At 33.2% G+C, this 16,364-nt stretch carries 16 protein-coding genes and 1 rRNA gene; 11 read left to right on the forward strand and 6 right to left on the reverse strand.

All coding sequences use genetic code 11. The features are described from left to right. Positions 1-4 precede the first annotated feature (4 nt). The 5 genes from OPR42_RS04685 to purE all read right to left on the reverse strand — a co-directional run bounded on the left by OPR42_RS04685 (position 5) and on the right by purE (position 6,116). A complete protein-coding gene (locus OPR42_RS04685) occupies positions 5-1,468 on the reverse strand; it encodes a DegQ family serine endoprotease (protein WP_265041979.1) in 1,464 nt (487 codons plus the stop codon). Positions 1,469-1,471: 3 nt separating this feature from the next. Further along, the gene (gene hflC, locus OPR42_RS04690; protein ID WP_010407101.1) at positions 1,472-2,344 is read right to left on the reverse strand and encodes a protease modulator HflC; all 873 of its coding nucleotides are present in this window, start codon (positions 2,342-2,344) and stop codon (positions 1,472-1,474) included. Between the two features lie 2 nt (positions 2,345-2,346). After that, positions 2,347-3,372 (reverse strand): FtsH protease activity modulator HflK, encoded by a 1,026-nt coding sequence (gene hflK / locus OPR42_RS04695; RefSeq protein WP_265041980.1) that lies wholly within the window; start codon positions 3,370-3,372, stop codon positions 2,347-2,349. 414 nt (positions 3,373-3,786) lie between these two features. Next, positions 3,787-5,616 carry a DNA mismatch repair endonuclease MutL gene (mutL, locus tag OPR42_RS04700; RefSeq protein ID WP_265041982.1) on the reverse strand — a complete coding sequence of 610 codons (1,830 nt, stop codon included), beginning with the start codon at positions 5,614-5,616 and terminating at the stop codon, positions 3,787-3,789. Further along, a complete protein-coding gene (purE, locus tag OPR42_RS04705) occupies positions 5,616-6,116 on the reverse strand; it encodes a 5-(carboxyamino)imidazole ribonucleotide mutase (RefSeq protein ID WP_007302433.1) in 501 nt (166 codons plus the stop codon). The genes mutL and purE overlap by 1 nt, the downstream gene beginning before the upstream one ends. 862 nt (positions 6,117-6,978) lie before the next feature. On the opposite strand from purE, the gene OPR42_RS04710 reads away from it, so the two are divergent. The 8 genes from OPR42_RS04710 (at position 6,979) to rpoD (ending at position 11,567) form a co-directional block, all read left to right on the forward strand. Further along, positions 6,979-7,275, forward strand: a complete 297-nt coding sequence (locus tag OPR42_RS04710) for a helix-turn-helix domain-containing protein (RefSeq protein WP_064085421.1) — start codon at positions 6,979-6,981, stop codon at positions 7,273-7,275. A 60-nt stretch (positions 7,276-7,335) separates the two neighbouring features. Next, positions 7,336-7,728 (forward strand): DNA-directed RNA polymerase subunit omega, encoded by a 393-nt coding sequence (gene rpoZ, locus OPR42_RS04715; RefSeq protein ID WP_264682592.1) that lies wholly within the window; start codon positions 7,336-7,338, stop codon positions 7,726-7,728. Between the two features lie 29 nt (positions 7,729-7,757). After that, positions 7,758-8,003 carry a monovalent cation/H+ antiporter complex subunit F gene (locus OPR42_RS04720; RefSeq protein WP_010404268.1) on the forward strand — a complete coding sequence of 82 codons (246 nt, stop codon included), beginning with the start codon at positions 7,758-7,760 and terminating at the stop codon, positions 8,001-8,003. 6 nt (positions 8,004-8,009) lie between these two features. Beyond that, a complete protein-coding gene (locus OPR42_RS04725) occupies positions 8,010-8,282 on the forward strand; it encodes a monovalent cation/H(+) antiporter subunit G (protein WP_265041985.1) in 273 nt (90 codons plus the stop codon). Positions 8,283-8,293: 11 nt separating this feature from the next. Further along, positions 8,294-8,818 (forward strand): DUF4040 domain-containing protein, encoded by a 525-nt coding sequence (locus OPR42_RS04730; protein WP_010404272.1) that lies wholly within the window; start codon positions 8,294-8,296, stop codon positions 8,816-8,818. After that, complete coding sequence (locus tag OPR42_RS04735) at positions 8,811-9,230, forward strand: Na(+)/H(+) antiporter subunit B (protein ID WP_010404274.1); 420 nt, start codon at positions 8,811-8,813, stop codon at positions 9,228-9,230. Before OPR42_RS04730 ends, OPR42_RS04735 begins: the two co-directional genes overlap by 8 nt. Next, complete coding sequence (locus OPR42_RS04740) at positions 9,227-9,529, forward strand: cation:proton antiporter subunit C (protein WP_010404276.1); 303 nt, start codon at positions 9,227-9,229, stop codon at positions 9,527-9,529. The genes OPR42_RS04735 and OPR42_RS04740 overlap by 4 nt, the downstream gene beginning before the upstream one ends. A 139-nt stretch (positions 9,530-9,668) precedes the next feature. Further along, entirely contained in the window at positions 9,669-11,567 is a 1,899-nt protein-coding gene (gene rpoD, locus OPR42_RS04745; protein ID WP_264682595.1) for an RNA polymerase sigma factor RpoD, read from the forward strand. Positions 11,568-13,196: 1,629 nt separating this feature from the next. On the opposite strand, the gene OPR42_RS04750 is transcribed toward rpoD, so the two are convergent. Continuing rightward, the gene (locus tag OPR42_RS04750) at positions 13,197-13,814 is read right to left on the reverse strand and encodes a hypothetical protein (RefSeq protein WP_265041986.1); all 618 of its coding nucleotides are present in this window, start codon (positions 13,812-13,814) and stop codon (positions 13,197-13,199) included. Between the two features lie 153 nt (positions 13,815-13,967). Between OPR42_RS04750 and OPR42_RS04755 the strand changes: the two genes are divergently transcribed. From OPR42_RS04755 to sdhD, 3 genes are all read left to right on the forward strand, one after another. Next, positions 13,968-15,471, forward strand: a 16S ribosomal RNA gene (locus tag OPR42_RS04755). A 102-nt stretch (positions 15,472-15,573) separates the two neighbouring features. Next, complete coding sequence (gene sdhC, locus OPR42_RS04760; RefSeq protein WP_265041988.1) at positions 15,574-15,951, forward strand: succinate dehydrogenase, cytochrome b556 subunit; 378 nt, start codon at positions 15,574-15,576, stop codon at positions 15,949-15,951. Next, on the forward strand, positions 15,948-16,313 hold the full coding sequence (sdhD, locus tag OPR42_RS04765; protein ID WP_064085698.1) for a succinate dehydrogenase, hydrophobic membrane anchor protein: 366 nt from the start codon (positions 15,948-15,950) through the stop codon (positions 16,311-16,313). The genes sdhC and sdhD overlap by 4 nt, the downstream gene beginning before the upstream one ends. Positions 16,314-16,364 lie beyond the last annotated feature (51 nt).

Here is a 16,364-nt window from a genome sequence, read left to right on the forward strand (position 1 = left end):
ATAGCTACTTCTTCAATTTGATTGAAGTAAAAAACTGGTTTCCATTGCGGTAAATAAGCAACATTACTGAATCTTTGCCGTCTTTCTTTACTGCTGAATCAATTTGTTTTTGAAAATCATTAGTATTTTCAATATCGATTCCATCTAGTTGGATAATTATATCACCTTTCTTAATAACACGTAGTGTAGAATTACTACTACTATCTACACTAGTAACTACTACACCCTTTGTGGGTGCATTTTTTTTTAGTTCTTTTGGCAAATTTGAAACGGTTAAACCACTTATATAACTAGATGTTGATTTATTTTCTTCTTGATTATTACCTGAATCATCATTTGTAGATTCCTCGATTGCAACCTTGATATTGACTTCTTTACCTTTTCTAAGTAACTTAACCTGTACTTTCTTTCCGGGCTCAGTTCGTGAAACCATATGAGGTAATTGCGTCATTCTATCAATTTTTTTGCCGTCAAACTCTAATAGTATATCACCTACTTTGATTCCTCCTTTCTCTGCAGGACTGCCCTTTACTACGCTTGCAACTAATGCACCTTTGATATCTTTTAAACTCAAGGATTCAGCAAATTCTTTTGTTATAGGCTGAACTTGCACGCCAAGCCAACCATGTTTTATTTTTTTACCACTTTTTAATGTGTCAATAATTGAAATAGCTAGATTAGATGGTATAGCAAAGCCTATACCCACGTTACCGCCAGACTCAGATGGGGAATAAATAGCAGTATTAATACCTATAACTTTTCCATTTAGATGAAATAGTGGTCCCCCTGAGTTACCTCTATTAATTGCAGCATCAGTTTGAATAAATTCATTCATAGTACCAATACTAATGTCTCTAGATCTTGCAGACACAATTCCTGTACTTACAGAGCCACCCAAACCAAAAGGGTTGCCTATTGCAATAACTGTATCACCAACTCTTGCTTTATCAGAGTTACCAAATTCAACAAAAGGAAGATCTTTATCAGAATTAATCTTAAGCACAGCAAGATCAGTTTTTGCATCATAGCCTAAAACTTCTGCTTTGAAATAAGTATTATCGTTCATAGTAACTGTAATATCTTGGGCATTTTTAATAACGTGATAGTTGGTTACTATGGTTCCACTTTTATCTATAATAAATCCAGACCCAAGTAACGTCACTTCTCTATTAATGCTAGGAGCTCTATCGAAAAATTGATCAAAATGCTCGAAAAATTCTCTAAAGTCATCAAAGAGATTATTTCTTGGCGTAAAGGGAATTTTAGTTCTACTGTTATTTTCTTGCTTAACTATTTGCTCACTTGAAATATTTACAACTGCGGGAATAAGTTCTTCCACTATATCAGCAAGCCCTTTATTACAACTACATACAGGATCTGCAACTGTTTTTGCAAACAGATTAGCATATGAAGAAAATGAAATTAAAAAATATGCAAATATAGATAAAATAAATGCTTTACTTTTCATAAACTATTTCCATCCCTTGTTCAAAATATCTAAGAAATTATTATTTGGTGAAAGCACAAATTTAGTATTACCCTCAGCAAATGATTTACTGTAAGCTTTCATAGAGCGATAAAAGTTAAAAAACTCTTCATCAACCTTGAATGCCTCATTATAGATTCTAGTTGCTTCAGCATAACCACGGCCTCTTATTTCATGTGATTCTTTTACTGCACTAGAGACAATTCCCCTTTTTAATTTATCAGCTTTTGATCTAATTTCTTGTCCAGCTTGTTCTCCTTCTGCTCTAATTTCTTTTGCTTCCTTTTCTCTTTCAGTTTGCATGCGGCGGAATATTGCAGAACTATTTTCTTCTGGTAGATCTGCTCTCTTAATTCTTACATCTATTATCTCTATGCCAAATTTTCCAGCTTCAGAATAAACTCCACGTTGAATTAATTGCATAACTTCTGATCTCTTTTCATTCAACAAACTAATTAATGAAAATCTTCCTATATTCTCCCTTATGTGAGCTTCTATGACAGGATATAATCTTCTAACTAGCCCTGATTCATTTTTCACAGTTTGATAAAAAGTAATAGGATCTATTATTTTATATTTTGCATAAGCATCTACTATAATACGCTTTTGATCTGCAGTTATCACTTCCCTTGGAGTTTTATCAGGACTTAAATCTAAAATTCTCTTATCAAGAAATTCTACGTTATTTATAAATGGCAATTTAAAATATAAACCACTGTCCCTAACATCTTTTACGACTTTACCGAGTTGTATAACTATTGCTTGTTTTGTTTCTTGAACAACGAAGATTGAATTAGATAAGGCAATCAATAATACAACAAATATAAAAGCAAAAACAATTTTTATATTACTACTCATGGCTATTTTCTTAAATTTGTAAGAGGTAAATAAGAGAACATACCTTTCAGATCGTCTGTTATAACAAACTTATCTACCTTGCTGAAAATATTTTCCATAGTTTCAAGATAAATACGATTCTTAACAAGAGAAGGATTTTGTCTATATTCTTTGTAAAGAGATAAAAAGCGATTTGCATTACCTTTTGCTTCATTTATTATTTCATTCTCGTATGCTTCTGCATCTAATTTTATCTTTATTGCTTCACCTTTTGCACGAGGTATAATATCATTACTGTAAGCGTATGCTTCGTTTATGGTACGCTCCTTATCTGCGCGAGCACTTTGTACATCCCTAAATGAGCTAATCACCTTTTCTGGTGGATCAATTTTTTTCATTTGAACGGATAAAATCTCTATACCCATTTGATATCCATCAAGAATCTGTTGCAATAAAATTATAGTATCTCTGGAAATTTCAGCCCTGCCTTGACCTTCGAGTGCAAAAGAGATCGTATTCTTACCTATTATTTCTCTCATAGCACTTTCAGCAGCATTTTTAACGCTAAAACCAGGTTTATAATCCCGCACTTTGAATAAATAATCTTTAGCATCCCTGACTCTCCATTGGACCTCAAAGTTAACGTTGACTATGTTCTCATCTCCGGTAAGCATCACTCCTTCACCACGATCTGTATCTCGCCCATAAGAGCTGCTTATCCCAATTTCTTCACGATTTACTTCTTTAACATTTACTTTAAAAACCTTACCAATAGGGTAGGGAAAGTGATAACGCAAACCAGATGTTTCTGTATTGGAATATTTGCCAAAAGTAAGTTCTATACCTTCCTCACTCGGATGGACAATATAGAAACCAGTACAAAGATAAAACAACAAAACAATAAAAATGATGAAATAAGGTTTTTTCCCTCTATTTCTGGTTAAGCCATTAAAAAAGCATCTTATATCAGACACAGCTTTACTTAAAATATCTTCATTACTTGAACCTGACGGTTTCTTTCCAAGATTCCAAGGATTACGCTCATCCATAAAAATTATTAATTGTATAACTAATACGCTGATATTACTTAATCTTATCAAAAAATGCAAAACTATTTTGTTTGCAGATTAATGATCGGAGTGAAGGATGTGATCATACACTTCCTTTTTCTCTATATGATATGGTCAATTCTACAGAATTTCTGGCTTTTTTTGAATTCTTTATTGTCGTTTTTGATAAGTATCTTTAGTTGTATATTAATTATTAACATAAAAGACAATGCCTGGGATTTAGGAAACTTAATTTTAATCAAGTAGCTGCATAATAAATCATCGTCAAGTAATAGAATGACATTATCTACTATACAAATTACCTGCAAATTGCAATGTTCGAACAATTGTGTATCTGAGTTTTGAGATGACGAAACTAGGGTTGTATAATCTATACACATTTGTGACAATTTCTTACCTTCGCTCAAATAACTTTTCAATATCGCTTAATTTCATTTCTATATAGGTTGGTCTTCCGTGATTGCATTGTCCAGAATATGGTGTTTTTTCTATTTGCCTCAACAACTCATTCATCTCCTCTAATTTCATCTTTCTACCTGCTCTAATTGATCCATGGCAAGCAATTGTAGCTAGTATTTTATTTATTTTATCCTCTATAGGTAGAGTATCTTCTATTTCTATTAATCTATCCACTATATCAATTAGCATTTCCTTCACATCTATTGACCCTAAGATTGCAGGTATTTCTTTTACTATGATCGCATTTTCTGATTTAATTTCGATATCAAAGCCCATTTCGAAAAGCTTATCCTTATAAACTTCTATCATTTCCATACCGGCTTGACTTTTGATTTCAACCATTTCAGGCAAAAGAAGTTTTTGTCTTTTTATACTTGATTTCTCCTTTAAGCACTCGTATACTAGTCTTTCATGGGCTGCATGCTGATCTACTATAATTAGTTTGTCTCTTACCTCGGCAATAATATAAGTATTGTAGATTTGACAGTGTGCAAACCCAAGTGGATAGTCCCTTATTAGATCGGTTTGTTTCCTTTCCAAAATTGTAGTTTCTGCTCGTGGAGGAGATTTTTGCATACCAGTATAATCAAACGATTTTGAATGTTCTGATAAGCTTTTTGTCTCTATATTTGGAGAAGTAAATTCTCTCATTAACTGGTTTTCAAAAGGATCCGACCTTCTTCCATAAAATTCATTTTTAAGACTAGACCTACTAAAAGGATCTGATGATAGATGATTCGTTGTTGTTCCACTCTGGGCCAATACAGTTTCTGCAAGATCTATTCTCTTTGATAGCACTTTTATTAGCCCTCTTCTCACTATTTCATATATTAGCCTCTTGTTCTGAAACCTTACCTCTGATTTATTTGGATGCACATTTACATCAACTTGATCATACGGTATCTCTAAGTGCAGCGCTGCAAAAGGATATCTATTGCTTGGAATAAGGTCGTGATACGCATAACGAATTGCACCAATAAGTAGATTATCTTTAATTGGTCTACCATTAACAAATGTATAGATCTGAGTTGAATTGCTACGATTGACAGTAGGTTTACAGATGTATCCTGTAAGTCTAATGCCATCTTCTTCTTCACTAATTTGCAAAGAGTTTTCATGAAATTCTTCTTCTACTTCGCATAGCCTGCTAAATAATGAGTTCTGCTTAGCATACTTAAGAAGCTTCTTATTATCGGAGATAAGAGTAAACTCAATTCCATAATTGATCATTGCTAAGTTGTTTACAATATCAACAATGCTTTGTGTTTCTGCCCTTTCGGTTTTGAGAAATTTTAGTCTATTTGGTGTGGCAAAAAATAAATCTCGTACTTCAATATATGTTCCTATCGATAAAGGATAAGGAACAAGCTCTCCTATTTTTTCTCCCCCCTCATACCTTATAGACCATGCTTGATCTGCTTTGCTTGCCTTAGATGATAATTTTATTCTGCTTACTGCTGCAATTGAAGGCAAAGCTTCTCCTCTAAAGCCAAGATGCTTGATCTCTATCAATTCACTGTCACTCAATTTTGAAGTAGCATGGCGCATAAACGCAAGTTCTAAATCATCCTTTTTTACTCCGCTACCATCATCGATTACAGTAATGAGGTTACGCCCACCACTTTCTATCTTAATTTCTATCTCTGAGCTTCTGGCATCTATTGCATTTTCGACTAATTCCTTTACCACACTTGCAGGCCTTTCTATTACCTCTCCTGCTGCTATACGATTTATGGTTTTTGTATCTAAAAGAACTATTGCCATTATAATGTTGGTTTTTCTTTTACTGCTTTAGTTTGCCCCTCTCTCCATTTTTTTAATCTATCTGCAATTTCACTATTAGAAATCGACAATATAGATGCAGCAGTAATAGCGGCATTGCATGCTCCACTCTCTCCTATAGACATTGTTGCAACTGGAACACCTTTTGGCATCTGCACTATAGATAATAGACTATCTAGCCCATTTAATTGCTTGCTATGCACAGGAATACCGATAACAGGTAAATAAGTAAGCGATGCAGTCATACCAGGTAAATGAGCCGCTCCTCCTGCACCAGCTATAATAACCTTAAAGCCTTTTTCTTGAGCAGACTTAGTAAAATTAAAGAGTCTCTCTGGTGTTCTGTGTGCGGATATTATAAATACATCATGTGAAATTTCCAATTCTTTTAATAGGTTAATAGCATGCACCATAGTGCCATAATCCGACTCGCTTCCCATAATTACAGCAACATCCTTTTTCATTTTTTCTGTATTAGACATGATTTTATTTACTAACCAAATAGTATTTCAGAAGCAACAGATATTTAAATTAAATTACGAATATGATATAGCATTCTTATTAAATAGAAACTTTAAAAATTGAAATGAATCCCTATATTAAAATATAGAGGTATAAATTTCGGATATAAGGGTCTATTCATAATCTTTTTAGAAGCAAAGCGGTGGAAGCAAGAAGACGATTTGTAAGCTAGTATTGAATTTTGCTTATCACAATTGTCTACACTTTTCTATAAGAGTATTAGAGACTTACCTTTTGACAATACGGCAAAGATTTCTACAGTTACATCCTTTTATTTGTTTCTTTGCAATTACTTTTTTATATATGTTTCAAAACACTTTCTTTACTTCCGCTATGTTTTTTACTTCATTTATTAAAATAATCTTGCCATTTTGAAAACATTGTTGATTCACTGAAGCCACTTTTTAGGACCTGTAACACTATGTAAAATATATCCTAAATCTTCTTGATTTTGTTTCTTTCTACAGAACTCTACTCAGTTTTTCTCCTACTCATCTTGCTCTGTTTTCATAATTTACATACTCTATCTCCCGCTTTATTCCTTTCTTGAGATCATGTACAGTCTCTAAAACGAGTTTGTAAAATGATTATTTCTGTATTTTAAACTTTGCAATTTCAACTTATTCTCTTTAATAGTAAGTTTTTTACAAAATAATAGTTTGAAATTACTAGTATTTTGATAAAAATTATAGTCAATTTAAAATTTTGAGTATCAGTATATCATTATAGTTATTGACAAATTATATAATATTAATATATTGGTATATTAAATATTATGATATAATATTTAATAAAGCTAGTTGGTATGTGAGAGTAAAAATTATGGAAACAATATCATTAAACAATCTGGATAGTGAAGCAATAAAAAAAAAATTGCTGAGCATAATAAGTAAAATTATAGGAAAAAATACTTGGACTCAAGCTTGTGCGGCTGAGAAACTTGGTATTGATCAACCAAAGGTGTCACAAATTAAAAGTGGTAAGACAAGTGGTTTTTCTTTAGAGAGACTGTTAGGTTTTTTGAAAAAGCTTGATCATGAAATAACAATTACAATAACAGAAAATCAATCAGTAAAAGCTAAAGAAGAAAAAGTAGAATGTAGAATTGGATCTCAATAGATCCGAAGTTGACATCTTATTTTTTGTGATATAGTATAAAGTTTATCAAGGTAGTATTTTATGATTGAGTCTATTGTAGAAAAGTGTGTAGAACAGGTACACAACCGTTTTAAATTGGTTCTGCTAGCAAGTCAAAGAACGCATGATTTGAGTACAGGGGCAAGCGATCCCGTTGAAATGGTTAAGTTTAAAGATCATAAGGATACGATAGTTTCTTTATATGAAATAGCAGAAAAGAAGGTGAATACTCATGAGTTGTTTAACCTTTTGGTGAAAAGGTGCAAGGAGCACATGAAAGGAAACACAGATAATACTTATATTAATAGTCCAAGTAAGCTAGCAAATTTGTTAAATTTTTCTGATCATCAACTTAACACAAGTCTGGATGTAAGTCAAGAAAGCCACGATGATGAAATAGATGATCAAGATAGTGGTGAAGAAGTACCGATTTAGAAATCTGCAGAGGTTATAATAGCTTATAAATGATTAGTATTGCTATCTATGCGCTTTTGTTCTGTATGAGTGTAATGTTATGTTGTATAGTATTTAGGTCAAGTGATGTGTACAATAAGATTTTAGCATTCAATAGTTTATCAACACAAGTAGTTTTACTCATAACAGCAATATCGATTACTCTGAATGATTTTTTTTTAATTGATATAGCATTACTATATGCTAGCATCAGCTTTATATCAACTATAGCGCTAATGAGATTAATGTTGTTTTGATAATTTATGGTAGCATCCATTCTCATATTTTTAGGTGTTTGTTTAATAGTCATTTCAAGCGTAGGAGTAGTAGTATTTCCTGATTTCTATACTAGACTACATGCTGCAGGTATTGCAGATTCTAGTGGCGCAATGTTGTTGTTGATTGGTTTTGCTTGGCAAAATGAATTTTCAATCAATACTATTAAAGTTATATTATTGATTTTTATAATATGGATAGCCAATTCAACTAACAGTTATATTTTAGCGCTTACTTATTATAAAAGTAAAGACTATTAAAGAAGGTTAAGATGCTAGAAATACTGAATCTAATATTACTTTTGCTGTTACTCACGGTTACAGTTTTTATAGTTCTTTCGAAACATTTGGTTGTAAGTGCTGTTCTAATGTGTGTATTTAGTTCACTTATTGCACTTATGTACTTGATTATGAATGCGCCAGATGTTGCAATTACTGAAGCTTCTGTTGGTGCAGGATTGAGCACAGTCTTTACGTTTGCAGCACTCTCTTTGGTAAAGAATTACAAAGCAAATTTATCTCATAGCCCCACAACACTTTTTTTTATGTTATTTTTGACTGCATGTTTATCATACTTTATGATTCAATTACCAGATTTTGGCAGTCATAATGCTCCAGTTCACTTGCACGTTGCTCCTTATTATGTAGAAAATACTGAAAAAGCTATTGGTATTCCTAATATAGTGACAGCTGTTTTAGCAAGCTTTCGTGGCTATGACACATTTGGAGAAACTATAGTAGTTTTTACTGCTGCACTTTGTATAATGTTAATATTAGAAGAGAAAGAAAGTGATTAAAGATCCGGTATTAAGTGCAGTAACATTTTTGATGATACCTTTTATCATTTTGTTTGGTTTATACATACAGTTTCATGGTGACTATACTCCAGGTGGAGGTTTTCAGGCGGGAATAATTATTGCTTCTGGGATAATATTATATTCTATGTTATTTGATATACCTACAACTTTAAAAGCAATACCTTACTCTATTATCAAATTTACTAACGTACTAGGTATTTTAACCTATGGAGGAGCTGGTATTATAACAGTTTTATTTGGCCAAAATTTTTTATCCTATAGTATATTGTCAGCTGATAGTAGAACAGGTCAAAAATTGGGTATTTTCTTAGTGGAGCTGGGTGTATTGCTTACCGTCTCTTCTTCCATGTTAATCATATATATAAATTTTGCTCGCAAGAAAAAACAATGACTCTATATAATTATGTAGGCATTACTATATTAATGGTGCTAGGTTTCTATATCATTGTAAATGATAAAAACTTAATCAAAAAAATGATGGGATTAAGTGTCTTACAAGCATCTGTTTTATTGTTTTACATATCTTTAGGGTATGTAAAAAGTTCTTTACCTCCTATATTGACTTCAAATTTTCACTTATATACCAATCCTATACCTCACGTCTTAATGCTTACTGCTATAGTGGTTGGAATTGCAACATTTTCAGTTGGATTGTCCATAGTAGTAAGAATGGAGAGATTAGTTGATTAAGAAGAGTGTGAATAAATTGACAGTATCTTAAACTATATGAAGTAGCAAGTAACTATAAATTAAGAATAAAACTATAAGCTTGCTAATTGTAAGTTTATTTGATAAATAAGAAATAAAATTATAAACTGTAAAGGTAATGATGTCAACTATTAATGGTACGGAAGATAGGAAAAAGATCATCAAAGATCTTGTAACCAAAAGTATAAGAAAGGGCGGTTTTATCACTTTTGATGATATAAATGATAAGTTGTCAGATGAAAGTTTTCCACCTGATTTTATAGATGATACTATAGCTTTATTGCAAGACTCTGGAATTAACATACTCGAAAGTAGTGAAGATGAGGAAGAAGCTCCTTCTAATGATGATGGTAATAAGCTTGATGATGATGAGACATCGTTGAATACTACTACAACTTTAGTGCAAAATGATGATCCAGTAAGGATTTATTTACAAGATATGAGCTCTGTAAAGCTTTTGTCACGAGCAGATGAAATTAAGATAGCAAAAAAAATTGAATCTGAAAAGCATAACATGTTACGTGCAATAATTGAAACATCAGTGGCATTCAACATGATCAAAACATGGCGTGATGATTTAAGTGGGGGAACTTTTTTGCTGAGAGAAATGATAAATCTAGATGCAATTTATAACTCTGATTTCAATATGGTAGCCAAAGAAGAAAGTGAAGCTGAAGATGTTAAAGATTATGTTGATGATGAGGAAAAAGGCAACGATGAAAAGGGAAATGAGAGTGAAGATATAAGTTCAGCGAATTTAAACATTTCTGTTCTTGAAATGGAAAGTGATTTATTGCCAAAGGTTATCACAGCATTGGATGAGATCATTACTTTAACAAATGAAGCATTGGTATTGAAAAAAAATTCTAAAGATTTCTCTAATGAGCTAGAAAATTTATATAATCAAATATGGTCTGTAGCATTACAAATTCAGTTTAGTGATGCTGCTATTGCCAGAATTACACAAAAACTTTACGAAATAAATAGATTAATCACGTTTGAAGAAGCTAATCTTATTACTGAGGCTAGAAAGTACGATATTGATAGAGAAAGTTTCTATAATATTTATTGTGCTGTGCTTTTAGAGCACGAATTGAGCGAAATCAGTCTTTTAAAGAAGAATGAAAATCAGTCCCTTTTTACAGGTGAATTAAAAAATAAATTCTTAAGGTTTATAAACGATAACTATGAATATATAGCTAGTGCCTTAAGAAATATTAAGAGTTATGTACAAGGAGATAAAGTACAAGAGTTTAAGGAGCTAATCAAGAGAATACAAAAACACGAACGAGAAGTCTCTGAAGCAAAGCAAGAGATGATAAAGGCTAATTTAAGGCTAGTGGTTTCAATTGCTAAAAAGTATTCAAAAAGAGGGCTTGATCTACTTGACTTGATACAAGAAGGCAATATTGGTCTTATGAAGGCTGTAGATAAGTTTGATTACAAACGTGGATATAAATTTTCGACTTATGGTACTTGGTGGGTAAAACAATCAATAACTAGGGCAATACCTGAACAGTCTAAAGTAGTTAGAATACCAGTTCATATGGTGGAAATTATCAGTAAAATCAATAAAGCATTAAGAAAGATGACTCATGGAATGGGTAGAGAGCCAACATTAGAGGAATTAAGTATAGAATTGGCAATGCCGATAGAAAGAATACGTAAAGTTATGAAAATAGCAAGAGATCCAGTAAGTCTTGAAGCTCCAACAGGAAAGGATGATAGTAGTACCTTCGGTGATTGTATAGAAGATAAGCGAGTTTCTAAACCAGAGGATGCTGCAATACTTGCCGACTTGCGCGGTATTACGACCAATGTTCTTGCAACTTTAACACCAAAAGAAGAAAGAATTCTAAGGATGCGCTTTGGCCTTGGTAAAGATGGAAAGGAGCATACCTTAGAAGAAGTAGGAAAAATTTTTAATGTTACACGTGAAAGAATTAGGCAAATAGAGGCAAAAGCACTACGTAAGTTGAAACATCCAAGCCGTGCTAAAAAACTTAGAGGTTTCTTTTAAGGCAGAAGGGCTGCTCAAAAAATAGGTAAAATTCAGCCAAAGTTCTATAATTTTACCCTATTTTTCTTTTTTTATAGGCTTCATAGAGCAGTATGATTAGATATTGAATGTTATGGCAAATGAAAAGAATAACTCTAATTCAAAGTGTAAAAATTTTTGTGTTCTGGGTGATAGTTTATCTGATAATGGTGTAATTATTGAAATTTTAATAACTTATCCTTTGTAAGAAACGTGAAACTTAATGCCCCTTTTTATTAAGGAGGATTTTTAGCAATTGCCTTACTGTTGTTGAATATGTAGCAAGGTATTTAGGTTTAGAAGAATTTAAGTCATCATGGAGATGCTCATTTTTTGATCGATACTATGAACAGTAAGGTCATAACTATGCGATTTTATATGCAACAGCATCTGAAATTCTTAACCCTATTTTTTCTTATTTCCTCAATAAATTTCGTTTAGTTAATCAGCTAAACGCAGTAATTAAACATCATCCAGACGTAGGTAAAGGAGATTTTATTTTTCATTATAATCGAGGAAATAATATTATGGGTGCCACTGCTTATAACAATGTTAAAGCAGAAAAAGTATTGAAATAAAGCGGTTAGTGAAATATGTAATGCATTTGGTTCTAAATGAATATGGTGTAAAGCATGTGATTGTTGCAAATGTGACTGAGGTTGGTTTGATACTAGCTTTAATAAAGACGAAAAGCAAGAGAGCTGGCTGCAAAGCTTACACAGAGTTTCAATACAAAATTAGCTAATGATTTAGATTATATGAAGAAAGGTGCAGATCTTGAAATAAAAGCATTCGATCTTAATTCTAAAATGAAAAGTATGCTTGGTAAATATAAGAGCAAAGGGTTAAATGATCGAGATGCATACCTATCAAACATCGTAGACCAGTTTGGGGGAGGGTGATTTGGAAAAAGTATAAAGATACTCTTGTTGATATTTAAAGGAAGGCTTGATACTTACTATAATTCTGGATGCAGCACAGAAATACTAAAGGATTATTTCTTTTTTGATTATTTTTATCCAACTGCAGAACCTTATTGTGAAGTTGGTAATGAAATGTATGAGTTGATAAAAAATTAGATTTCTTTTAAACATCTTTACGGTTTGTAGTAACTATCTGCGTAGCTGAATGATAAAGGGAGGGGGGTAAACAAAGTAATCTAAAATATAGAGAAAATACAACGGTGCTTGATACATAGCTATTGCGATTTTATCCTCTTTTTGTCATTTTAGTGCTACAATGACATTCTGCGAGTGAAGTTTATTCTTTGATATATTAACTATAAATATAGAGAAGTCTTACTAAATAAAAAGGTAAAAGGAACCTCTGAGTAGTGAAATTTTGACTCTATATTACTGTAAGTGGTGCTGTAATAATGTTCTAACAAGCGCGACTTGGCTGAGTATAGAAAAAATTTAAAAAACCGCTATAATTTTACGTAATCTACCAATAAACACCTAAGTTTTTACTGGATTTTGTGATTGATCCTACAGTCAAAAACAAATTTTGAGTCATAAATACTTTTAGTGCCATAATAAAATAGGGAGGTTTGTCAAGTAAAGTTCTTTATTTCATCAGATGCGCTGCCAAATTGTTATGCAAGCAAGTTTTTTAGTTTTCGTATATCCGAAGTAATTCTTGTGCATTGGCCTTGATTAGAGTCGGACATTCTCTATCATTTAATAATGAATGCAATATTTCAATTGCACCTTTAATGTCGTTACTGTGTATCTTTACTATAGCGATAGCTTCTTGGCTTGAATAAGGGTACACTGCATTTGATTCTAAATTACTAATTTTATCTCTATTTGTTTTTTCACCGCTGGAGTGAAGTAAGCTCATTACTTCTAAGTATTGTGCTAACTCACGCAAAACATCAGGAGCATCTTTATCGTCTGCCAAAGCATTATAAATAATAGATGCTGTGTCTGTTGGCATTGAATCTGAGATATGATTGAATGCGCGTTCAAAATTTGCTAAATACTCCCAATTTGAATCTATTTCTTCTAGCAGTGACTTATTATCTTTTTTTAAGAATAATACTTCGTAAAACTTGTCACCTGCAGTTATAGATTGTTTTGTGTTATCAATGTTGCGCAATAAGTATAATGTGATGCCAACTAACATTGGCGCGAGTGCAAGCAGAAAGATGTATTTTTTCATGGTAATATTCCAAATAGTTATATATTTATACATTAATGCTTTTGATTTGCAAAAACATATTGACATAGTGATTATATCACATAATAATATTCTTAGAGTTGTTTGAATAGTTGGAGATTAAAATATTTCTAAAGTAGAAATAAAGACAGCAGTATTAAGCTAAATTATTTTTTGTCGGATTTATCCGATGTACCCTCAACCTTTTATAGGTTGAAGTCTAAATTTGAGAGTTTGATCCTGGCTCAGAATGAACGCTGGCGGCAGGCCTAACACATGCAAGTCGAACGGAGTTATATTGTAGCTTGCTATGGTATAACTTAGTGGCAGACGGGTGAGTAATGTATAGGAATCTACCTAGTAGTACGGAATAATTGTTGGAAACGGCAACTAATACCGTATACGCCCTACGGGGGGAAAATTTATTGCTATTAGATGAGCCTATATTAGATTAGCTAGTTGGTGGAGTAATAGCCTACCAAGGCAATGATCTATAGCTGATCTGAGAGGATGATCAGCCACACTGGAACTGAGATACGGTCCAGACTCCTACGGGAGGCAGCAGTGGGGAATATTGGACAATGGGCGAAAGCCTGATCCAGCCATGCCGCATGAGTGAAGAAGGCCTTTGGGTTGTAAAGCTCTTTTAGTGAGGAAGATAATGACGGTACTCACAGAAGAAGTCCTGGCTAACTCCGTGCCAGCAGCCGCGGTAATACGGAGAGGGCTAGCGTTATTCGGAATTATTGGGCGTAAAGGGCGCGTAGGCTGGTTAATAAGTTAAAAGTGAAATCCCGAGGCTTAACCTTGGAATTGCTTTTAAAACTATTAATCTAGAGATTGAAAGAGGATAGAGGAATTCCTGATGTAGAGGTAAAATTCGTAAATATTAGGAGGAACACCAGTGGCGAAGGCGTCTATCTGGTTCAAATCTGACGCTGAAGCGCGAAGGCGTGGGGAGCAAACAGGATTAGATACCCTGGTAGTCCACGCTGTAAACGATGAATGTTAAATATGGGAAGTTTACTTTCTGTATTACAGCTAACGCGTTAAACATTCCGCCTGGGGACTACGGTCGCAAGATTAAAACTCAAAGGAATTGACGGGGACCCGCACAAGCGGTGGAGCATGTGGTTTAATTCGATGCAACGCGAAAAACCTTACCACTTCTTGACATGGAAATCATACCTATTCGAAGGGATAGGGTCGGTTCGGCCGGATTTTACACAAGTGTTGCATGGCTGTCGTCAGCTCGTGTCGTGAGATGTTGGGTTAAGTCCCGCAACGAGCGCAACCCTCATCCTTAGTTGCTATCAGGTAATGCTGAGTACTTTAAGGAAACTGCCAGTGATAAGCTGGAGGAAGGTGGGGATGATGTCAAGTCATCATGGCCTTTATGGAGTGGGCTACACACGTGCTACAATGGTGTCTACAATGGGCTGCAAGGTGCGCAAGCCTAAGCTAATCCCTAAAAGACATCTCAGTTCGGATTGTACTCTGCAACTCGAGTACATGAAGTTGGAATCGCTAGTAATCGTGGATCAGCATGCCACGGTGAATACGTTCTCGGGTCTTGTACACACTGCCCGTCACGCCATGGGAATTGGTTTCACTCGAAGCTAATGGCCTAACCGCAAGGAAGGAGTTATTTAAAGTGGGATCAGTGACTGGGGTGAAGTCGTAACAAGGTAGCAGTAGGGGAATCTGCAGCTGGATTACCTCCTTAGGCTTTGTACGTAATTCACCATTTCAAATAATAGTGTCATTATGTACTATACTGCTGTCTTTACTTCTACTTTATTTTTTAATTTCTCGATAACGAAATTTTATGAGTAACAGGCCTCTTTCCCCACATTTACAAATATATAAAGTACAAGTTACTAGTTTTTTTTCTATTATGCATAGATTGACTGGTATCTTGCTATTTCTTTTATTAATCATACTTTCTTGGTATTTTATATTATATGTTTACTCCCCTAAGTTAATTATAGTAAGGTGCTTAAATGCATTATTGTTCACTCCTGTTGCTAAATTAGCTTATATCTTATGCTTTGTAAGCTTTATGTATCATTTTCTTAATGGTATTCGTCATTTATTGTGGGATGCTGGGCTTAATTTACAAATTGCTAGTGTTTTAAAAAGTGCTATATTACTAACAATAATGCTATTTCTTTCTACTATGGCTTTTTTATTTATATTTATATGAGTCAATCTGTAAATTCAGTACATCATTGGTGGATCCAGCGTGTTTCTGCGGTGATTTTGTTATTTTTATTTCCTTGGTTTATTTACTCATTTTCTTGCACATTTTATGTTGATAGCCCTTTATCTTTTAATGAAAAATTATTTCAGGCTATTAATCATCCACTAGAGCTTTTGTTTTTTGTTATACTGGTGTTTTGCATTTTTTGGCATGCAGTTCTTGGAATGCAGGTAGTGTGTGAAGATTATATAGACAGAGTACCTCTAAGGATTTTTACAATTACATGCATGAAATACTTATCAAGCATTACTTATATAGTCCTTGCTTTTACGACTTTTTTCTTTTATAGGCATATTTTCTTGTAAAGTTGCCAGTTCTATGTTAATATATTATTAGTGTACTAGTTTTATTATTGA

Origin of the sequence: Wolbachia endosymbiont (group B) of Melanostoma mellinum, assembly GCF_947251465.1 — a bacterium.
Taxonomy (GTDB): Bacteria; Pseudomonadota; Alphaproteobacteria; order Rickettsiales; family Anaplasmataceae; genus Wolbachia.